This window comes from Streptomyces sp. NPDC028314, assembly GCF_055565795.1.
The window spans coordinates 200,030-219,366 of the sequence record NZ_JBVHTP010000008.1 but is presented as its reverse complement, the minus strand read 5'-3'; the positions used below and the strand labels follow the sequence as shown (position 1 = coordinate 219,366).

Annotated in this window: 20 protein-coding genes and 1 tRNA gene; 13 read left to right on the top strand and 8 right to left on the bottom strand. The window is 71.6% G+C overall.

All coding sequences use genetic code 11. The annotated features are described in order from the left end of the window. The first annotated feature begins 7 nt into the window (after positions 1-7). The 5 genes from ACZ4TG_RS20095 (at position 8) to ACZ4TG_RS20075 (ending at position 3,410) form a co-directional block, all read left to right on the top strand. Positions 8-607: a 4Fe-4S dicluster domain-containing protein gene (locus tag ACZ4TG_RS20095; protein ID WP_468164531.1), complete on the top strand. Its 600-nt coding sequence runs from the start codon at positions 8-10 to the stop codon at positions 605-607. Next, positions 604-1,263: a QcrA and Rieske domain-containing protein gene (locus ACZ4TG_RS20090; RefSeq protein ID WP_468164529.1), complete on the top strand. Its 660-nt coding sequence runs from the start codon at positions 604-606 to the stop codon at positions 1,261-1,263. Before ACZ4TG_RS20095 ends, ACZ4TG_RS20090 begins: the two co-directional genes overlap by 4 nt. Continuing rightward, positions 1,260-1,649: a hypothetical protein gene (locus ACZ4TG_RS20085; protein ID WP_468164527.1), complete on the top strand. Its 390-nt coding sequence runs from the start codon at positions 1,260-1,262 to the stop codon at positions 1,647-1,649. Before ACZ4TG_RS20090 ends, ACZ4TG_RS20085 begins: the two co-directional genes overlap by 4 nt. Positions 1,650-1,651: 2 nt before the next feature. Then, the gene (locus ACZ4TG_RS20080; protein WP_468164525.1) at positions 1,652-3,079 is read left to right on the top strand and encodes a NarK family nitrate/nitrite MFS transporter; all 1,428 of its coding nucleotides are present in this window, start codon (positions 1,652-1,654) and stop codon (positions 3,077-3,079) included. Between the two features lie 97 nt (positions 3,080-3,176). Continuing rightward, on the top strand, positions 3,177-3,410 hold the full coding sequence (locus ACZ4TG_RS20075; RefSeq protein WP_468164523.1) for a hypothetical protein: 234 nt from the start codon (positions 3,177-3,179) through the stop codon (positions 3,408-3,410). Positions 3,411-3,420: 10 nt separating this feature from the next. On the opposite strand, the gene mscL is transcribed toward ACZ4TG_RS20075, so the two are convergent. The 7 genes from mscL to ACZ4TG_RS20040 form a co-directional block, all read right to left on the bottom strand. Continuing rightward, on the bottom strand, positions 3,421-3,966 hold the full coding sequence (gene mscL / locus ACZ4TG_RS20070; protein WP_468164521.1) for a large conductance mechanosensitive channel protein MscL: 546 nt from the start codon (positions 3,964-3,966) through the stop codon (positions 3,421-3,423). A 129-nt stretch (positions 3,967-4,095) separates the two neighbouring features. Next, complete coding sequence (locus ACZ4TG_RS20065; protein WP_468164519.1) at positions 4,096-4,491, bottom strand: hypothetical protein; 396 nt, start codon at positions 4,489-4,491, stop codon at positions 4,096-4,098. A gap of 282 nt (positions 4,492-4,773) precedes the next feature. Then, on the bottom strand, positions 4,774-5,361 hold the full coding sequence (locus ACZ4TG_RS20060; RefSeq protein WP_468164517.1) for a carboxymuconolactone decarboxylase family protein: 588 nt from the start codon (positions 5,359-5,361) through the stop codon (positions 4,774-4,776). Between the two features lie 95 nt (positions 5,362-5,456). Further along, on the bottom strand, positions 5,457-6,290 hold the full coding sequence (locus tag ACZ4TG_RS20055; protein WP_468164515.1) for an S-methyl-5'-thioadenosine phosphorylase: 834 nt from the start codon (positions 6,288-6,290) through the stop codon (positions 5,457-5,459). A 90-nt stretch (positions 6,291-6,380) separates the two neighbouring features. Further along, positions 6,381-6,686, bottom strand: coding sequence for an FmdB family zinc ribbon protein (locus tag ACZ4TG_RS20050; RefSeq protein WP_468164513.1), 306 nt, complete (start codon positions 6,684-6,686; stop codon positions 6,381-6,383). Positions 6,687-6,793: 107 nt separating this feature from the next. Then, on the bottom strand, positions 6,794-8,134 hold the full coding sequence (locus ACZ4TG_RS20045) for an MFS transporter (RefSeq protein WP_468164511.1): 1,341 nt from the start codon (positions 8,132-8,134) through the stop codon (positions 6,794-6,796). A 412-nt stretch (positions 8,135-8,546) separates the two neighbouring features. Further along, the gene (locus ACZ4TG_RS20040; protein WP_468164509.1) at positions 8,547-10,010 is read right to left on the bottom strand and encodes a potassium/proton antiporter; all 1,464 of its coding nucleotides are present in this window, start codon (positions 10,008-10,010) and stop codon (positions 8,547-8,549) included. 287 nt (positions 10,011-10,297) lie between these two features. On the opposite strand from ACZ4TG_RS20040, the gene ACZ4TG_RS20035 reads away from it, so the two are divergent. Next, entirely contained in the window at positions 10,298-13,180 is a 2,883-nt protein-coding gene (locus ACZ4TG_RS20035; protein WP_468164507.1) for a penicillin acylase family protein, read from the top strand. Here the strand turns inward: ACZ4TG_RS20035 and ACZ4TG_RS20030 are convergent. After that, the gene (locus ACZ4TG_RS20030) at positions 13,177-13,839 is read right to left on the bottom strand and encodes a 5-formyltetrahydrofolate cyclo-ligase (RefSeq protein WP_468164505.1); all 663 of its coding nucleotides are present in this window, start codon (positions 13,837-13,839) and stop codon (positions 13,177-13,179) included. The two genes, ACZ4TG_RS20035 and ACZ4TG_RS20030, sit on opposite strands and share 4 nt — an antisense overlap. Positions 13,840-13,934: 95 nt before the next feature. Here ACZ4TG_RS20030 and galU point away from each other — a divergent pair, with 95 nt between their 5' ends. From galU to ACZ4TG_RS19995, 7 genes are all read left to right on the top strand, one after another. Continuing rightward, a complete protein-coding gene (gene galU / locus ACZ4TG_RS20025; RefSeq protein WP_468164503.1) occupies positions 13,935-14,837 on the top strand; it encodes a UTP--glucose-1-phosphate uridylyltransferase GalU in 903 nt (300 codons plus the stop codon). A 4-nt stretch (positions 14,838-14,841) separates the two neighbouring features. Further along, the gene (gene glp / locus ACZ4TG_RS20020) at positions 14,842-16,179 is read left to right on the top strand and encodes a molybdotransferase-like divisome protein Glp (RefSeq protein WP_468164501.1); all 1,338 of its coding nucleotides are present in this window, start codon (positions 14,842-14,844) and stop codon (positions 16,177-16,179) included. Between the two features lie 73 nt (positions 16,180-16,252). After that, positions 16,253-16,732 (top strand): cyclic pyranopterin monophosphate synthase MoaC, encoded by a 480-nt coding sequence (gene moaC, locus ACZ4TG_RS20015; RefSeq protein WP_468164499.1) that lies wholly within the window; start codon positions 16,253-16,255, stop codon positions 16,730-16,732. 50 nt (positions 16,733-16,782) lie between these two features. Then, the gene (locus ACZ4TG_RS20010) at positions 16,783-17,340 is read left to right on the top strand and encodes a MogA/MoaB family molybdenum cofactor biosynthesis protein (RefSeq protein ID WP_468164849.1); all 558 of its coding nucleotides are present in this window, start codon (positions 16,783-16,785) and stop codon (positions 17,338-17,340) included. Positions 17,341-17,357: 17 nt separating this feature from the next. Continuing rightward, positions 17,358-17,969 (top strand): GNAT family N-acetyltransferase, encoded by a 612-nt coding sequence (locus ACZ4TG_RS20005; protein WP_468164497.1) that lies wholly within the window; start codon positions 17,358-17,360, stop codon positions 17,967-17,969. A 150-nt stretch (positions 17,970-18,119) separates the two neighbouring features. Then, positions 18,120-19,163 (top strand): divisome protein SepX/GlpR, encoded by a 1,044-nt coding sequence (gene sepX, locus ACZ4TG_RS20000; RefSeq protein WP_468164495.1) that lies wholly within the window; start codon positions 18,120-18,122, stop codon positions 19,161-19,163. A 78-nt stretch (positions 19,164-19,241) separates the two neighbouring features. Next, positions 19,242-19,315: transfer RNA gene (locus tag ACZ4TG_RS19995), tRNA-Ala, on the top strand. Positions 19,316-19,337 lie beyond the last annotated feature (22 nt).

Below are 19,337 nucleotides of genomic sequence, written 5' to 3'. Positions count from 1 at the left end.
CCGCGCCATGATGGGCCGCACGATCTTCATCGACCCTGGCCGCTGCATCGGCTGCCAGGCCTGCGTCTCCGCCTGCCGCGAATGCGACTCGCACCGCGGCAAGTCGATGATCCACCTGGACTACACCGAACCCGGCATGTCCGTCGCCTCCCTCCCGACCGTCTGCATGCACTGCGAGGACCCGGTCGCCCCCTGCGCCGAGGTCTGTCCCGCCGACGCGATCCTGGTCACCGCCGACGGAGTGGTCCAGCAGGCCGACACCTCCCGCTGCATCGGCTGCGCCAACTGCGTCAACGCCTGCCCCTTCGGCGTCCCGAAGATCGACCTCCAGGCGAAGCTGCAGATGAAGTGCAACCTCTGCTACGACCGCACCGCCTACGGCCTGGCCCCCATGTGCGCCACCGTCTGCCCGACCGGAGCCCTCTTCTACGGAACCCTCGAAGAGCTCCGGGCCGAGCGCCCCGGCGTGCAGGTAGCCGACTCCTTCGCCTTCGGCGACGTGATGGTCAGCACCGGGGTGGCGATGGTCGTCCCCGCCGACAAGGTCCAGTGGCCCGTCCCCGGCGGCCTGCCCGTCGTCGAGATCAATGGAGTCGATGTCCGATGAGCGTGACCCAGCAGCCCGCTCCCGGCGGTGGTCCGGGTCCGGAGGCCGAGGACGAGGCCGCCGAACAGCTCCGGGACCGGATCAGCGCCGACTCCCTCACCACCCGCCGCGACTACCTGCGGATCGTCGCCACCGTCTCCGGCGGCCTGGCCGTCGGCGGGGTCGGTGTCGCCGCCGGCATCCTGCACCGGCACGGGGACAGCGAGCAGCTGCCCGCGCCCAAGAAGGTCACCGACCGGCTGGCGCCGGGCCAGTCCGTGGCCTTCCGCTTCCCCGGCGAGGAGGACCGGGCCCTGGCGGTACGGCTGGGCGACGGCAGCCTCGTCGGGTACTCGGCGGTCTGCACCCACCTGGCCTGCGGCGTGCTGTGGCGCGAGGACCGCGGTCCCGACGGGGAGTTGTACTGCCCGTGCCACGAGGGCGTCTTCGACGTGCGCAGCGGCGCGGTGACCGCGGGCCCGCCACCGCGCCCGCTGCCCAAGGTCTTCCTGACCGAGCAGGCCGACGGCAGCGTCTGGGCCGTCGCCACCGCCAGGTCGGGAGAGCCGGCCAAGGACGCGCTGTGCCGGCAGTTCGGGGACAACCATCCGGTGGACGCCGCACAGCTGCGCTGCCCCGGCGCGGTCCGCGCCGCCACGGAGAGCGGGCGTACATGAGCGACGCACAGCTTCCTCCCCCGCCCGCGGAGCTTCCTCCCCGGCCCGAGTACCACCCGGGCAGTGCCCAGGCCCGGCTGAACCGGCCGGTGCGCGAGCGGTATCCGCAGATCCGCCCCACCAGCGGGTACGGCGACCCCCGGACCCGGCACACCGGACCCGGCCCGGGCGCCGGCACCGAACAGGAGCCGGAGCGCTCCTCGAAGCTCAACGCCCGGCTCTTCCTGGCCCTCACGGTGGTGGTCGGCCAGCTCTGGGCGCTGACCGTGACCGTCAACGAGTGGATGGAGGGCAACACCGGCACGGCCTGGTGGGGGGCGGGATTCCTGATCCTGTCCTTCCTCGTCGTGATCGGCCTGTGGCTCCTCGACCCGAAGGACAGGTGACCATGTCCATACCCACGCCCACCCCGACAGCGTGCCGCTCGCACCGGGCCGAGACCTACAGGCCCGGCGCCACCATCGGCGACTGGCGGCCCGAGGACGAAGGCTTCTGGCAGACCACCGGCCGCCGGGTCGCCCAGCGCAACCTCTGGGTATCGATCCCCGCGCTGATGCTCGGCTTCGTGGTCTGGCAGGTCTGGTCGGTCACCGTCGTCAAACTGAACGACGTCGGCTTCGGCTTTTCGAAGTCGCAGCTCTTCTGGCTGACGGCCATCCCCGGCATCACCGGCGGCACCTTCCGGATCCTGTACACCTTCATCGGGCCGATGTTCGGCGAGCGGAAGTTCACCGCCGTCAGCACCTTCATCCTGATCGTGCCGATGCTGTGGCTGGGCTTCGCGCTCCAGGACACCGACACCCCGTACTGGGAACTGGCCCTGATCGCCGCCGTCTGCGGCATCGGCGGCGCGAACTTCGCCTCCTCGATGGCCAACATCGGCTTCTTCTTCCCCAAACGGGAGAAGGGCAGCGCCAACGGGCTCAACGGTGGTCTCGGCAACCTCGGCGTCAGCGTGGTCCAGCTGGTCGCGCCGCTGGTCGTCACGGCGGCCGTACTGGGTGCCCCGGCGGGCGGCCCGCAGCACGACGCCAAGGAGAACACCGACATCTGGCTGCAGAACGGCGCCTTCCTCTGGGTGCCGCTGCTGGTCGTCGTGGCGCTGGTGGCCTGGTTCCTGATGAACGACCTCAGGGTGGCCGCGGCCCCCTTCAGCCAGCAGAAGATCATCTTCAAGCGCAAGCACAACTGGCTGATGACCTGGCTCTACGTCGGCACCTTCGGATCCTTCATCGGCTTCGCCGCGGGCCTGCCGCTGCTGATCAAGAACAACTTCGAGGCCCAGGGCTACCAGGCCACCACCTATGCCTGGATCGGCCCCTTCATCGGCGCGCTCATGCGCTGGGCCGGCGGCTGGCTCTCCGACAGGATGGGCGGCGCCAGGGTCACCATGCTGTCCTTCGTCGGGATGGCCGCGGCGCTGGTGGTCGTCGTCTTCGCCCTGCCCTCGGGCGGGGACGCGGGCGACTTCTGGGCCTTCTTCATCGGCTTCCTCGCCGCCTTCGCCTTCTCCGGCCTGGGCAACGGCTCGACCTTCCGGCAGATCGCGGTCATCTTCCGGGACCAGCACATGAAGGCGGCCGAGGGCCAGGGGCCCGAAGTCCAGGCCGCGGCGCTGAAGCAGTCCGAGATGGAAGCGGGCGCCGTCACCGGCTTCTCCTCCGCCATCGCCGCCTACGGCTTCTTCTTCATCCCGGCGATGTTCGCGGCCATGGCGGTGACCAGCGCACTCTGGCTGTTCATCGGCTTCTACGCCACCTGCCTGGCGGTGTGCTGGTGGTTCTACGCCCGCAGGGGCGCGGAAGCCCCCAGCTGAGCGGAGCCATAGCCGGAGCCGGGAGCCGAGCCCTAGCCGGAGCCGGAGCCGGAGCCGGCGGCCGGGGCGGGAGCGGGGGCGGCCGTACCCTGGAGGCATGAGCACCGCCCCCGCCTCCGACCCGCAGGACGCGAACCCCGAGCCCGAGCCGGCGCCCGCCGTCACGCCCGCGGCCAGGCCGAAGCCGAAGGCCAGGCTCGTCTTCGACGACCCGCTGGACCAGCAGTCCTCGGACGACACCGACCGGGGGTGGGGCGAGCGGCCTCCCGCCGGCGGGAGCGCGGCCGATCTGGCCCGCTTCCTCGACGAGAAGCCGCCCCACCACGTCTGAGCGCGGTGGCTCAGAGCGCGCCGTCGCGCCCCTGGCCGTACCCCTGGGCCTGGCCGTGGCGCTGAGCCTGGCCGTCGACCCGGCCGGCGACCGAGCCGGAGCCGTTGCGCTGGGCGACGAGGGTGTCCCGGATCTCCTTGAGGACCTCCAGCTCGGTGATCTCCATGGTCTCCTGGACGCCTTCCCTGGCCTTGCGGCGCTGCTCCACCCTGGCGAGGTACTTGGCCATGGGCAGCACCATCAGGAAGTAGACGACCGCCGCGGTGATCAGGAAGCTGAGCGTCGCGTTCAGCACCGTGCCCCACATGATCGGGATACCGCTGACGACGGTCCCCGTCGCATCCGTCCGGCACGGGGCCTTCAGGCAGGACGAGTACTTGTCCAGGTCCTTGGTGCCGATCGCGCCGACCAGCGGGCTGATGATCCCCTTGACGACGGAATTCACGATGTTCGTGAACGCCGCACCGATGACCACGGCCACCGCGAGGTCGACCACGTTGCCGCGCATCAGGAAGGCCTTGAAGCCTGCCAGAACGCCGGTCTTCTTGTCGCTCACCACTGAACCCCTCTTCAATCGTCCTCGGCTCCATGGCGGAGCCAACGGTTCCGAAAGCTACGGCAGTCCGGGCCCGGCGTGTCCAATCGGCGTCCGAATCAAGGCGACTTGACCGTGTGTGCGTACGATTCAGCACAGTGTCACCGCCAGCCGGGATACGCTGCCCGCCCCCACGAGGGCGCGCGCCGTCTCACGGGGCACGGACAGCACCACGAGCGCCCCGCCGTCCGCAACGCCCTTGTCCGGCTCGGGCACTTCGGCCACGCGGGCCGCCACCGCCACCACCCGCGGCGGTCCGGCGCGCTCCGCCGCCACCACGTCGACCCGGTCCCCCGGGCGCAGCAGCCGCACCGTCGCCGCGTCCGCGATGCGCACCGGGGCCGACACCATCCGCACCACCGCGGGCGGCGGTTTCGCCTCGGGCGGTGCGGGGTCCCGGGAGGCCCGGGCCTCCGCACCCCCGACGGCCAGGGCGGCCGCCACGACGGCCAGCCCGGCCGCGCCGGCCCGTCGCCGACGCCGCACGGCGCGCCGCAGCCGGTCCCCGCCCCGCCCCACGCGCAGCGGGGGGAAGAGGGGAACGGGGCGCGCGGGAGGGCACGCGGAAGGGGAGGGAAGGTGAGGGGACGAGCCCCGGGAAGCCGTACCGGAGATCCGGGAAGCCGTACTGGACATGGGGGAACACCGCCGAGCCGAATCGAGTCCGAGGTCCGGGCTGCTGCCCGGACACCCCTCACGATCCGCCGCCCCGCCGCATCCCGCCGGCGCCTGTGGACGATCCCCAGGTTGTGGAAAACTTCCTCACCCTCAGGAGTGACCCCCCGCCCCCGACCCGCCCCGAGGCCCGGCCGGGATCTCGCAGGCCTCCGCGAAGCCCTGGCTGGTCAGGCCGAAGGCGCTGTTGACGCGCGAGCGCCAGTTCTCCAGCGCGACCACCGCGGTGAGTTCGACGAACGCGGCCTCCCCGAGCCGGGCGATGAGCCCGGCGGCCAGCTCGTCCGTGACGGCGGGCTCGGTCTCGGTCATGGCCTCGGCGTACTCCATGACCAGCAGTTCCAGCTCGGTGAACGCCTCGCGGGCCTCACGCCACCGCGGCACCTTCCCGGCCTTCTTCGGGGCCAGCCCCATCCCCTGGCCCTCCCAGTAGCCGAAGTCCAGGCACCACGAGCAGTTGATGCGCGCCGCCGCCGCCATCACCGCGAGGTGCTTCAGCCCGGCGTCGAGGGCGTTCCACTTCGCCGCCCGCTGTTCGAGGCGGACGTACGAGAGCAGCACGCGCGCGTTGTGGCCGTAGGCCAGGCCCGGTTCCAGCACCTTGCCGTAGGCGCGGCGCGAGTACCAGGCGCCGATGCGGTTGAGGAGGGTGCGGGGCGGGGTGAGCGAGATGCGCGGCATGGTCGTCGCCTTCTGTGCCGGACGGCCCCGGTGGCCGCCCTTCACCAGCTGAGACCGGACAGCCCCGCGGAACGTGACACCCCGCCGCCCAGGCGCTACGGCAGCTCGATGCCCAAATCCCAGCCGTCGTGCGCGTGCGTGCACAGGCAGGCGCGGGACTCCGTCGGCGGGAGGGCGGCCACCGCGTCGAAGAGCACCTCACGCAGCCGCCCGACGTTCTCGCCGAACACCTTGAGGACCTCGGCGTGGGACACGCCCTCGCCCGTCTCCGCGCCCGCGTCCAGGTCCGTGACCAGCGCCATCGAGGTGTAGCAGAGCCCCAGCTCGCGGGCGAGGACCGCCTCCGGGTGGCCCGTCATGCCGACCACCGACCAGCCCGCCGCCGCGTGCCACCGCGACTCCGCCCGCGTCGAGAAGCGCGGCCCCTCGATGACGACCATGGTGCCGCCGTCCACCGGCTCCCAGTCGCGCCCCCGGGCCGCCTCCAGCGCCACGGAGCGGCCGACGGGGCAGTACGGGTCGGCGAAGGTGGTGTGCACGACGTTCGGGACGGACCCGTCGGGCAGCGGCTCCCCGTCGAAGAAGGTCTGCGCGCGGGACTTCGTACGGTCGACCAGCTGGTCGGGGACCAGCAGCGTGCCCGGACCGTACTCGGCGCGGAGCCCGCCCACCGCGCAGGGCCCGAGCACCTGGCGGACGCCGACCGAGCGCAGGGCCCACAGGTTCGCCCGGTAGTTGATCTTGTGCGGGGGCACGGTGTGGCTGCGCCCGTGCCGCGGAAGGAACGCCACCGTCCGGCCGGCCAGCTCACCCAGGTACAGGGAGTCGCTCGGGGGGCCGTACGGGGTCTCCACCTGGATCTCGGAGACGTCCTCCAGGAAGGAGTAGAACCCCGAGCCGCCGATCACGCCGATCTCTGCATTCACCATGCGGCCACCCTAACCGGGCGCCGAAACCGGGTACGCGAAAGGCCCCGCTGCCCGGGAAGGGCGGCGGGGCCTGACGGAAACCCGGTGGGATCAGGCGGCCGAGGTGGAGCTGCCGCTGGAGGCGGCCGTCGAGGACGACGAGGCGGCCGGGGCGGCGGTCGACGTCGTGGACGACGAAGACGACGCCGGCTTCGAGGCAGGGGTGCTGCTCGACGAAGCGCCACGGCTGTCGTTCCGGTAGAAACCGGAGCCCTTGAAGACGATGCCGACCGCGGAGAACACCTTCTTCAGGCGTCCGTCGCAGTTCGGGCACACGGTCAGTGCGTCATCGGTGAACTTCTGCACGGCCTCAAGGCCCTCACCGCACTCGGTGCACTGGTACTGGTAGGTCGGCACGAATTTCCTCCTGGCACTCTGACTCAATGAGTGCTAACGACGCTCCATGGTGACGTATTCCGGCCGATCAGTCCACCGTCCTCGGCGTGCGGTGACTCAGGCCACGCTCAGACCGTGCTCAGGTCGCGCTGCTGAACGCGCTTCTCGGCGGTCCCCGAAGCGCTCACGATCCGGCTCGGAGCCGTCGGCGCGAGCTTGGCCCGCAGGGCCAGCAGGGTGACCAGCGCCACGGCGGTGGCCGCCAGCGGCACGAGGAAGCCGTACGAGGAACCGTGCGCGTCCGTCAGCCGGCCGGCCACGATCACGGCGATGGCCTGCCCGAAGGCGACCGCGCCGGTCAGCCAGGTGAAGGCCTCGGTGCGGGCGTTCGCCGGGATCAGCGACTCGATCATCGTGTAGCCGGTGATCAGGGCCGGGGCGATGCACAGTCCGACCAGCAGGCCGAGCGCTGCCAGCAGGGCCATCGAGTCGGCCGCCCACAGCAGCGACGCGGCGGCGGTCAGGCCGATATAGCCGAGCAGCAGCCGGCGGCGCGGGCCGATCTTCCAGGCGATGGCGCCGCAGGCGATGCCGGCGACCATGTTGCCGGCCGCGAAGACGCCGTACAGCAGGCCGTTGGCGCCCGGGTTGCCGATCTCGTTGGAGAACGCGGCCAGCGAGACCTGCATGCCGCCGAAGACGGCGCCGATCCCGAGGAACGCGACGATCAGGACGCGCAGGCCGGGGAAGGACAGGGCCGAGGCGCGCTTGGCGGAGCCGGCGGCCTGGACGTGGGTCCTGGGCTGGGTGGCGCGCTGGGCGGCGAACAGCAGGCCGCCGAGCAGGGTCAGGGTGGCCTCGGTGATCAGGCCGGCCGAGGGGTGCAGGCCGGTGCAGAGCGCGGTCGCCAGGACGGGGCCGACGACGAAGGTGAACTCGTCGGTGACGGACTCGAACGCGGCGGCCGTCGGCAGCAGCGGCGAGCCCTCCAGCTTGGCGGCCCAGCGGGCCCGGACCATCGGGCCGACCTGCGGCACGGAGGCGCCGGCCGGGATCGCGGCGGCGGCGAGCGCCAGGACGGGCGCGCCGGCCAGGGCGAGCGCGGCCAGGCCGCTCACGGCGGCGGAGTGGATCAGGACCCCCGGCAGCAGCACGGCGCTCTGGCCGTGGCGGTCGGTGAGGTTGCCCATGACGGGGGCGCACAGCGCCATGGAGATACCGGTGACGGCGGCGACGATGCCGGCGCTGGCGTAGGAACCGGTGGTGTGCTGGACGAGCAGCAGGATGCTGATGGTCAGCATTCCGAAGGGCAGCCGGGCGGCGAAGCCCGGGAGCAGGAAGCCGAGGGCGCCGGGTGTGCGCAGGAGCTGCCCGTAGCCGGGGCGGGCGGACTTGTCGGTCGTGACCGCGGATGTCACGGCCTGGCCTTTCCGCTGCCTGGTAGAACTCCCCGACTGCGGACGATGCATCACCTTGTGAGCGATCGCACCCGTACATGTGGGAGCCCCGAGAGCTGTCCTCTTGCGCAGAACCGAGTGATACCTGGGCGCCCACTGCGGGAGGGTGCCACGGCCGCTTTGCGGTCGCGCCAGCTCTGCGTCAGGCAGAGTTGGTTCGATATGGTGTGCCTTCATCGTACAGGGGAATCCACTATCACGCCCTGTGATTACGGCGACAAGGCGATGTCTTCACCTGCGATTAACTGGAACTTCGCATTCCAAAACCCGCATATATGGGGTCAGACCCGGGCGCACACCACCGAAAATGGCCGAATTAGAACGCCGCTCTAAACGGAATCGTTCACCGAGTTCGCCGCGTTCGCCAAGTTCGCCGCGTTCACTAGGTGCACCGCGTTCGCCGCGTTCACCACGTGCACCGCGTTCACTTCCGGTTCTGGCCGTTGCCCGAGCCCAGCCAGCCCGCCAGCTTGCCGCCGCGGGCCACCGCCCGCAGCCGCGCCTCCGCCGCGTCCCGTACCGGATCCGTGGCCACCACCAGCAGCTCGTCCCCGCGCCGCAGCACCGTCGACGGGGCCGGTACGAAGCTCTTCGCGTCCCGCACCACCAGCGTCACCGACGCCCCGGCGGGCAGCCGCAGCTCGCTGACCTCCACACCGTGCATCCGCGAGGCCGGGGGTATCGCGAAGGACAGCAGGTGCCCGCGCAGCTTCTCCAGCGGCGCCGATTCGATGCCCAGGTCCGAGGCGGTCTCGTCGGTGTCGCCGAGCTTCAGCTTGCGCGCCAGCCACGGCAGGGTCGGCCCCTGCACCAGGGTGTAGACGACGACGAGCACGAAGACGATGTTGAAGACGCGGTCGCTGCCCTCGATCCCGGACACCATCGGGATGGTCGCCAGGATGATGGGCACGGCCCCGCGCAGGCCCGCCCACGACATCAGGGCCTGCTCCTGCCAGGGGATCCGGAACGGCAGCAGCGAGACGAAGACCTCCAGGGGCCGCGCCACCATCGTCAGCACCAGCCCGATGACCACCGCCGGCCAGAAGTCGTGGACCAGCTCGTGCGGGGTGACCAGCAGACCCAGCAGCACGAACATGCCGATCTGCGCTATCCAGCCGAGCCCGTCCGCGAACCCCCGGGTGGCCGGCCAGTGCGGCAGCTTCGCGTTGCCCAGCACCATTGCCGCCAGGTACACCGCGAGGAAGCCGGACCCGTGCGCCATGGCGCCGGCCGCGTACGCGGTGATGGCGATGGCCATCACGGCGATCGGGTAGAGGCCCGAGGCGGGCAGGGCCACGTGCCGCAGCCCGTACGAGCCCAGGAAGCCCACCGCCAGGCCGATCGCCGCGCCGATCGCCAGCTCCAGCGCGATCTTGCCGAGCAGTACGTACCACTCGTCCACCGGTCCGACGGTCGCGAAGGCCACCACCAGGATGACCACGGGTGCGTCGTTGAAACCGGACTCCGCCTCCAGCACACCCGTGATCCGGGAGGGGAGCGGGACCTTGCGCAGTACGGAGAAGACGGCCGCGGCGTCCGTCGAGGAGACGACCGCGCCGATCAGGAGGGACTGCCGCCATTCGAGTCCGACCAGGTAGTGCGCGCCCGCCGCCGTGATGCCCACGCTGACCGCGACGCCGACCAGCGACAGCACGATCGCGGCCGGCAGCGCGGGTTTGATCTCTTTCCACTTGGTGCCCAGACCGCCCTCGGCGAGGATCACGACGAGCGCGGCATAGCCGATCACCTGGGTCAGCTCGGCGTTGTCGAACACGACGTTGCCGATGCCGTCCTGGCCTATCGCTATGCCTATGCCGAGGTAGATGAGCAGGCTGGGCAGGCCGCTGCGTGAAGAGATGCGTACCGCCGCGACGGCGACGAGCAGCACGAGCGAGCAGACCAGCAGGAGCTCATTGAGCGTGTGGACAGTCAGCGGGCGGCCCTTTCCTCAGAGCGCCCGTCGGAGCGGGGGATCGTTCCTCCCGGGGCGCGTCCGGCAAGTACTTCGTTACCTTACCTAATCTTTGACGATTCCTTGACGCGATAGTCACATTGTGAAACGCCTGTTCGGCCCTGTCCTCAGGACGAAGACCCCTGGCGGATCATCGGACCCGGTCCTGCGCCTATGGTTGCTCCCAGCAATCCCAGGACCACCCTGCCCCTCTAAGGACAGCGATGCCCGCCAACAAATCCGGCCCTTCCGTCAAGAAGAAGGGACGACGCGCACGTCTGATCGTGCTCGTCATGGTCCTGGCGCTCTTGGCGGGCCTCGGCTACGGGGCGTACTGGAGCGTCGACAGTGTGCGCGCCTCCTTCCCCCAGACCACCGGCTCCCTCAAGGTTCCCGGCCTGACCGGGACCGTCGACGTGAAGCGCGACGAGCAGGGGATCCCCCAGCTCTACGCCGACAACGACGAGGACCTCTTCCGCGCGCAGGGCTTCGTCCACGCGCAGGACCGCTTCTGGGAGATGGACGTACGCCGCCACATGACCTCGGGGCGGCTCTCCGAGATGTTCGGCTCCGGTCAGGTGGAGACCGACGCCTTCCTGCGGACCCTCGGCTGGCGCCAGGTGGCGCAGACCGAGTACGACACCAAGCTCTCACCGGAGACGAAGAAGTACCTCCAGGCCTACGCCGACGGGGTCAACGCGTACCTCAAGGGGAAGTCCGGCAAGGACCTCTCCGTCGAGCACGCCGCCCTCAAGATCAGCGACGACTACGCGCCCGAGCAGTGGACCCCGGTGGACTCGGTGGCCTGGCTCAAGGCGATGGCCTGGGATCTGCGGGCGAACATGCAGGACGAGATCGACCGCTCGCTGATGGCGGGCAAGCTCTCGCCGCAGCAGATCGACGAGCTCTACCCGCCCTACCCCTTCGACCGGAACAAGCCGATCGTCGAGGGCGGCTCGGTTTCGGGCGGCAAGTACGCCCCCCAGGGCACGGCGGGCTCCGGTACCGGTACCGGCTCCGGCTCCTCGGGCTCCGGCACGGGCAGCGGCTCCGGCACGGGCTCCGGCTCCGGTGCGGGCACGGGCAGCGGCGCCGGCTCGCAGCCCACCCCCAACGGCGGGATCACCACCGGCCTCGCCGACAACACCACCGCCCAGGGCGCGAGCGTCGGCCTGCGCACCCAGCTGAGCTCCCTCGCCAAGACCCTGGACGAGATCCCGGCCATCCTCGGCCCCAGCGGCAGCGGCATCGGCTCGAACTCCTGGGTCATCGCCGGGCGCTACACCACGACCGGCAAGCCGCTCCTCGCGAACGACCCGCACCTCTCCCCGCAGCTGCCCTCGGTCTGGTACCAGATGGGCCTGCACTGCCGCGCGGCCTCGCCCCAGTGCCAGTACGACGTGGCCGGCTACACCTTCTCGGGCATGCCCGGCGTGGTCATCGGCCACAACGCCGACATCGCCTGGGGCATGACGAACCTGGGCGCCGACGTCACCGACCTCTACCTGGAGCAGGTCAAGCCCGAGGGCTACGTCTACGACAACAAGGTCGTCCCCTTCACCATCCGCGACGAGACGATCAAGATCGCCGGCGGCGGCGAGAAGAACATCAGGGTGCGCAGCACCAACAACGGCCCGCTGGTCTCCGACCGCAGCGACGACCTGGCGGCCGTCGGCTCACGGGCCCCCGTCGCCAGCTCCGCCCCCGACCGCGGCAGCGGCTACGCCGTCGCCCTGCGCTGGACCGCCCTGGACCCCGGCAAGTCGATGGACGCGGTCTTCAAGATCAACCGGGCCAAGGACTTCACCTCCTTCCGCGCCGCGGCGCGCGACTTCGAGGTCCCGTCCCAGAACCTGATCTACGCCGACAACAAGGGCCCCAACGGCAACATCGGCTACCAGGCCCCGGGCCGCATCCCGATCCGCACCACCGGCGACGGCCGGATGCCGGCCCCCGGCTGGGACCCGAAGTACGCCTGGAAGGGCGGCAAGGACGGCAACGCGGGCTACGTCCCGCAGGACGAGATGCCCTGGGACCTCAACCCGGCCCGCGGCTACATCGTCACCGCCAACCAGGCCGTGGCCGAGGGCGGCACCGGCGCGGGCAAGTACCCGTACCTGCTGACCACCGACTGGGGCTACGGCGCCCGGAGCCAGCGGATCAACGACCTCATCGAGGCGAAGACCAAGGACAACGGCAAGATCTCCACGGACGACATGCGCACCATGCAGATGGACAACAGCAGTGAGATCGCCGCGCTGCTGACCCCGATGCTGGCCAAGATCCAGGTCTCCGACCCGGACGTGCGCTCCGCGCAGAAGCTGCTGGACGGCTGGAACTACACCCAGGAGCCCGATTCGGCGGCGGCCGCGTACTTCAACGCGGTCTGGCGCAACATCCTCAAGCTGTCCTTCGGCGACAAGATGCCGAAGGAGCTGCGGGTCGAGGGCAGCTGCATGAACGTCCGCGAGGCGACCACCGGCCCGGTCGACGACCTCGCCAAGACGGTCCGCGAGTGCGGTACGCGGGGCCCGGACTCGGCGCAGCCGGACGGCGGCGACCGCTGGTTCGAGGTGGTCCGCCGCCTGGTCAAGGACGAGAAGTCGGCCTGGTGGCAGACGCCCGCCGCCCGCAACAAGCCGGCCACCACGACCCGTGACGAGCTGTTCGCGCGGGCCATGAAGGACGCCCGCTGGGAGCTGACCGCCAAGCTCGGCAAGGACCAGTCCACCTGGAGCTGGGGCCGGATGCACCAGCTGACGCTGAAGAACCAGACCATCGGCCTGGAGGGCCCGGGCTACATGCAGTGGCTGCTGAACCGGGGCCCCTGGAACCTGGGCGGCGGCGAGGCCACGGTCAACGCCACCGGCTGGAACGCCTCCAGCGGCTACGGGGTGACCTGGGTGCCGTCGATGCGCATGGTCGTGAACCTCAACGACCTGGACAAGTCGCGCTGGATCAACCTGACCGGTGCCTCGGGGCACGCGTACCACTCCAACTACACCGACCAGACGGCGATGTGGGCCAAGGGCGAACTGCTGGACTGGCCCTTCGGCAAGGAGGCCGTGGACAAGGCCACGGTGGACACCCTCACGCTGAAGCCCTAGGCCCGAGGGCCCGGCCGGCGGCCGGCTCGGAAACGGATCACCCCCGACGGGGTGGCCACCGCCTGGACGGGGTGGTCGTGCGGTTCCTCCGGGACCCGCGCGACCACCTCTTCGTCGTAGAGGAGCACGACCAGCGCGGGGTGCGCCCCCGCGCGCTCCAGCCGTTCCAGCACCCGGTCGTACGAGCCCCCGCCCCGCCCGAGCCGCATTCCGCGCCGGTCCACGGCCAGTCCGGGCAGCAGGACGGCGTCGGCGCCGGTCACCGCGTCCGGGCCGAGCGGCGGGCCGGAGGGCTCCAGCAGGCGCATCTTCCCGGGGTGCGCGGCCTCGGCGAGGCTGTCCGGGCCCTCGTACGCGGCCCAGTCGAGGTCGTTGTCGGGGAGCAGCAGCGGCAGCAGGACCCGCTTCCCGGCGGCCCGGAGCGCGTCGAGCAGTTCGCGGGTGCCGGGTTCGGCGCCGACGGAGACGTACGCGGCCACCGTGCGGGCGCCGGCGAGCTCGGGCAGCCCGGACGCGGAGCGGGAGAGCGCGCGGGCGGCCGTACGGCGGGCGTCGGGGGACAGGGCCCGGCGGCCGGCGAGGAGGTTCCGGCGCAAGACGGCCTTCTCGGACACGTGGGCCGCCGGTTGCTCCGACGGATTTGGCGGGTTCCCTACCACAGCTGACTCAAATATCCTTTCAAAACCACGCATAAGCGGGCTTATTCACCGGAATCAATCCTGGCGGTTCTGTAGGACCCACTATCGTTCTGCCCATGACTCAGTCGCACCCCGTGATCAAAAAGGCCGTCATCCCGGCCGCGGGCCTCGGCACTCGGTTCCTCCCGGCGACCAAGGCGACCCCCAAGGAAATGCTCCCGGTCGTGGACAAGCCGGCGATCCAGTACGTCGTCGAGGAGGCAGTCTCGGCCGGACTCGACGACGTACTCATGATCACTGGCCGTAACAAGCGGCCGCTGGAGGACCACTTCGACCGGAACTACGAGCTGGAGTCCGCCCTCATCGCCAAGGGCGACGACGACCGGCTCAAGAAGGTCCAGGAGTCCAGCGACCTCGCCACCATGCACTACGTCCGCCAGGGCGACCCGCGCGGCCTCGGCCACGCCGTGCTCTGCGCCGAGCCGCACGTGGGCACCGAGCCCTTCGCCGTCCTGCTCGGCGACGACCTCATCGATCCCCGCGACCCGCTGCTGCGCCAGATGGTCGACATCCACGCCCGCACCGGCGGCACCGTGATCGCCCTGATGGAGGTCGACCCGGCCAGCGTGCACCTCTACGGCTGCGCCGCCGTCGAGGCGACCGACGAGCCCGACGTCGTACGGGTCACCGGACTCGTGGAGAAGCCGGACGCGGCGGACGCCCCCAGCAATTTCGCGGTCATCGGACGCTATGTCCTCAACCCGGCGATCTTCGGCATACTGCGGGAGACCGAGCCGGGCCGCGGTGGGGAGATCCAGCTCACCGACGCCCTGCAGAAGCTGGCCGCCGACGAGACCGTGGGCGGCCCGGTGCACGGCGTGGTCTTCCGCGGCCGCCGCTACGACACCGGAGACCGCGGGGACTACCTGCGGGCCATCGTCCGCCTCGCGTGCGAGCGTGAGGACCTGGGCCCGGAGTTCCGCACCTGGCTTCGCCGTTACGTCACGGAGGAGATGTAGCACCTTGACCAGTTCCGCACCGCAGGACACCGGCCACCGTCTGTGGTCCGTGGACGAGCACCTCGCGGACATCCTCGCCGCCGTCCGGCCGCTGGAGCCCATCGAGCTCCAGCTGCTCGACGCCCAGGGCTGCGTCCTGGTCGAGGACGTCACCGTGCCCGTCGCCCTCCCGCCCTTCGACAACAGCTCCATGGACGGGTACGCCGTCCGCACGGCCGACGTCCAGGGCGCGAGCGAGGAGTTCCCCGCGGTGCTGACGGTCATCGGGGACGTGGCGGCGGGCAGCGGCGAGCTGCCCACCGTCGGCCCCGGCCAGGCCGCCCGCATCATGACCGGCGCCCCGCTGCCGCCCGGCGCGGAAGCCGTCGTACCGGTCGAGTGGACCGACGGCGGCACGGGCGGCGGCGCCGCCTCCGGGATGACCCCGGCCAGCTCCGCGCCGGAGGGCGCGGCCGGCGAGGTGCGGGTGCATCGCGCCGCCGAGGCCCGGGCGCACGTCCGCTCGCGCGGCAGCGACGTACAGGCCGGGGACCTGGCCCTGGCCGCCGGCACGGTGCTGGGCCCGCCGCAGATCGCCCTGCTCGCCGCCATCGGGCGGGGCGCGGTCCGGGTCCGGCCGCGGCCGCGGGTGGTCGTCCTGTCCACCGGCAGCGAGCTGGTCCAGCCGGGCGAGCCGCTGACCGCCGGCACCATCTACGACTCCAACAGCTTCGCGCTGGCCGCGGCCGCGCGGGACGCCGGAGCCCTCGCCTACCGGGTCGGCGCGGTCGCCGACGACGCGGACGCCCTGCGCGCCACCATCGAGGACCAGCTGGTCAGGGCCGACCTGCTCGTCACCACGGGCGGGGTCAGCGTCGGCGCGTACGACGTGGTCAAGGAGGCGCTGACCTCGGTGGCCACCGGCGAGGAGGGCGTCGACGGCGGCGGGATCGACTTCCGCAAGCTCGCCATGCAGCCCGGCAAGCCCCAGGGCTTCGGCACGATCGGCCCCGACCACACCCCGCTGCTGGCCCTGCCCGGCAATCCGGTGTCCTCGTACGTGTCCTTCGAGCTGTTCGTGCGCCCCGCGATCCGCACCCTGATGGGCCTGCCGCCGGGCCAGGTCGGCCGGCCGGTCGTAAAGGCCGTGCTGAAGGCCGACAAGGCGCTCGGCTCCCCGGCCGGCCGCCGCCAGTTCCTGCGCGGCGCGTACGACCCGCAGAGCGGCACCGTCAGCCCGGTCGGCGGATCGGGGTCGCACCTGATCGCCGCGCTGGCGCACGCCGACTCGCTGATGGTGGTGCCGGAGGACGTCACCTCGGTGGAGCCGGGCGCGGAACTGGAAGTGGTCCTGCTCGGCTGAGGACCGGCGGGTGCGGGTAGCGTGTTGCACCACACAGGCCCTTGCGGGGCCCGGAGCGGGAGCGGCACCAGATATGAGCACGCAGAGCAGGCTGACGCACATCGACGAGGCCGGCGCGGCCCGGATGGTCGACGTATCGGCGAAGGACGTCACCACCCGGACGGCGCGAGCCAGCGGGCGCGTCCTCGTCTCCCCCCGGGTGATCGAACTGCTGCGGGGCGAGGGCGTGCCCAAGGGCGACGCCCTCGCCACCGCGCGGATCGCCGGGATCATGGGGGCCAAGAAGACCCCCGACCTGATCCCGCTCTGCCACCCGCTGGCGGTCTCCGGGGTGAAGGTGGACCTGTCGGTCGCCGACGACGCCGTCGAGATCCTCGCCACCGTGAAGACCACGGACCGCACGGGCGTCGAGATGGAGGCGCTGACCGCGGTCGCGGTCGCCGGGCTCACCGTGATCGACATGGTCAAGGCCGTCGACAAGGGCGCCGTCATCACGGACGTCCGGGTGGAGGAGAAGACCGGCGGCAAGTCCGGCGACTGGACGCGTTCGTGAACCCCCCGCGCGGCGGTGAGGTCCACAGCCACGTGAGCCACGTACCGCCGGTGGCGGGCGAGGCCTGGCCGGCGCGGCCCGACGCCCCCGCACAGGCCCCGGTGCTGCGCGCCCTGGTGGTCACGGCCTCCAACCGCGCATCGCGGGGCGTGTACGCCGACAAGGGCGGACCGCTGCTGGCCGAGGGGCTCCGGGAGCTCGGCTTCACCGTGGCCGGCCCGCGCGTCGTCCCGGACGGGGATCCCGTCGAACAGGCCCTGCGCGAGGGCGTGGCCGCCGGGTACGACGTCATCCTCACCACCGGCGGCACGGGCATCTCGCCGACCGACCGGACCCCGGACGCCACCGCGAAGGTCCTCGACTACGAGATCCCGGGCATTCCGCAGGCCATCCGGGCCGAGGGCCTGGTGAAGGTGCCGACCGCGGCGCTGTCCCGGGGTCTGGCGGGCGTCGCCGGGCACACCCTGATCGTGAACCTGCCCGGCTCGACCGGCGGCGTACGCGACGGCCTCGCGGTGCTCTCGCGGATCCTGCTGCACGCCGTCGACCAGATCCGGGGCGGCGACCACCCCGCGCCCCCCGGCAGATCCTCCGGGAGCACGAGCTGAACGGCCCTTCCTGGCCCGTGGTGCTGACGGACGGGGATGTCACGCTCCGGCCGATAAAGCTGCGGGACCAGCGCGCCTGGCGGGAGGTCAACCGGCGCAACCGCGAGTGGCTGCGCCCGTGGGAGGCGACGATTCCGCCGCCCGCCCCCTGGGGGCCCGTGATCCACCGCCCGACGTACCGTCAGATGGTCCGCCACCTGCGGGCGGAGGCGAACGCCGGGCGCATGCTGCCGTTCGTCATCGAGTACCAGGGCCGGCTCGTCGGCCAGCTCACGGTGGCCGGGATCACCTGGGGCTCGATGTGCGCGGGCCACGTCGGCTACTGGGTGGACCGCGACGTGGCGGGGCGCGGGGTGATGCCGACCGCGGTCGCGCTCGCCGTGGACCACTGCTTCGCGAAGGTCGGACTGCACCGCATCGAGGTGTGCATCCGGCCGGAGAACGGGCCGAGCCTGCGGGTCGTCGAGAAGCTGGGCTTCCGCGAGGAGGGGCTGCGGCCCCGCTACCTCCACATCGACGGGGCGTGGCGGGACCATCTGGTCTTCGCGCTCACGGCGGAGGAGGTTCCGGAGGGGCTGCTGCGCCGCTGGCACCGCACGACGCGGCACCGCGAAAGCCCGCCGAAATAGCAGAATCGCAAATGTGTTCGAATTCTTGGCGGATTCGCCCATAACCTGATCCGAAGAATCACAAAAAAAGTCCGTGATATCAGCGAGATCGTGCGACACACCGGCTCAATTGGCTGATCCCCCCGGCCACGCCCCTCTACGGTGTGAGGTGTGAGCAGCAGCGGCCTCATCTACGCAGTCATCGTCGGGGCCTGGGCCGCCTACTTGGTGCCCATGTGGCTCCGGAGGCAGGACGAGCTGAACGAAGCCCGTCCGACGGAACGCTTCTCCACTGCCATCCGGCTGCTTTCCGGCCGGGCGGGAATGGAGCGCCGTTACGCCAAGGGGCTGCGTGAGCGCGGTGCCGAAGAGGTGGATCCCCAGCCCCACGCGGACCCGGACGCGGCGACGGAAACGGTGAACTCCGTGGACGCCGACGCCCGGGCCCTCGGCGTGCCCCCGACCAGGGCCGAACCCAGATCGGCCGGTGCCGAACGGGCCGAACGGGCCCGGCGGGAGCAGCGCCTGCAGGTGCTCGCGCGCCGCAGGCGCACCACCGCGCTCCTCTTCCTGGTCTTCACCCTCGGCGCGGTCGTCGCCGCCGTGGGGGGACTCCAGTACCTGTGGGCGCCCGCCCTGCCCGCCCTGCTGCTGAGCGCGTACATCGTGCACCTGCGGGTCCAGGAGCGGCGGCGCTACGAGTTCACGATGGACCGGCGGCGCGCCGAGGCAGCCGCGCGCCGGCTGCGCGAGAACCGTCCGCACCGCCGCCACCCCGAGGACGCCGAGGCCCCGGGCGCCGAGCCGGACCCCGCCCCACCGGTCTCCCCGCAGGAGGCCGGACGGCGTGCGCTGGTCGAGCAGACCGACCACGCCGAGTGGGTGGACCAGCAGCGCGAGCGCGAACGCGGCCCCGCCCGGGGGGACAGCTGGGAGCCGGTCCCGGTCCCGCTCCCGACGTACGTGACGGCCCCCGTGGCCCCGCGCGCCACCGGCCCCGCGGCCCCCGACGGCTGGAGCGCCACCCGCTCCAGCACCGCCGAGCCGACGGAACCCCGGCTGCGCGCCCAGCCCGCCGTCCCGGCCCCCGCGCCCGCGCCGAAGGAGGAGTCGAGCCCCCAGCCCACGCCGCGCCCGCGCGGCCGCGACCGGGGCCGCACTCCGCTGTTCGACCAGTACGAGAGCGAGGACCGGCCCCGGGCCGCGAACGAGTGATCGGTGACCTGCGCGGACGCTCCCGGGAACCGGTTTTGGAGCACCCGCGCGGGGATGCTAATGTTTCACACGTCGCAAGGGCCTGTGGCGCAGTCTGGTAGCGCACCTCGTTCGCATCGAGGGGGTCTGGGGTTCAAATCCCCACAGGTCCACAGACGACAGTTTCCGAGTAGC

Coding starts and splice junctions, on each gene's coding strand:
- ACZ4TG_RS20095 (WP_468164531.1), top strand. CDS start 8: ATGATGGGCCGCACGATCTTCATCGACCCTGGCCGCTGCATCGGCTGC.
- ACZ4TG_RS20090 (WP_468164529.1), top strand. CDS start 604: ATGAGCGTGACCCAGCAGCCCGCTCCCGGCGGTGGTCCGGGTCCGGAG.
- ACZ4TG_RS20085 (WP_468164527.1), top strand. CDS start 1,260: ATGAGCGACGCACAGCTTCCTCCCCCGCCCGCGGAGCTTCCTCCCCGG.
- ACZ4TG_RS20080 (WP_468164525.1), top strand. CDS start 1,652: ATGTCCATACCCACGCCCACCCCGACAGCGTGCCGCTCGCACCGGGCC.
- ACZ4TG_RS20075 (WP_468164523.1), top strand. CDS start 3,177: ATGAGCACCGCCCCCGCCTCCGACCCGCAGGACGCGAACCCCGAGCCC.
- ACZ4TG_RS20060 (WP_468164517.1), bottom strand. CDS start 5,361: ATGCCGCGCATCTCGCTCACCCCGCCCCGCACCCTCCTCAACCGCATC.
- ACZ4TG_RS20055 (WP_468164515.1), bottom strand. CDS start 6,290: ATGGTGAATGCAGAGATCGGCGTGATCGGCGGCTCGGGGTTCTACTCC.
- ACZ4TG_RS20045 (WP_468164511.1), bottom strand. CDS start 8,134: ATGCATCGTCCGCAGTCGGGGAGTTCTACCAGGCAGCGGAAAGGCCAG.
- ACZ4TG_RS20035 (WP_468164507.1), top strand. CDS start 10,298: ATGCCCGCCAACAAATCCGGCCCTTCCGTCAAGAAGAAGGGACGACGC.
- galU (WP_468164503.1), top strand. CDS start 13,935: ATGACTCAGTCGCACCCCGTGATCAAAAAGGCCGTCATCCCGGCCGCG.
- moaC (WP_468164499.1), top strand. CDS start 16,253: ATGAGCACGCAGAGCAGGCTGACGCACATCGACGAGGCCGGCGCGGCC.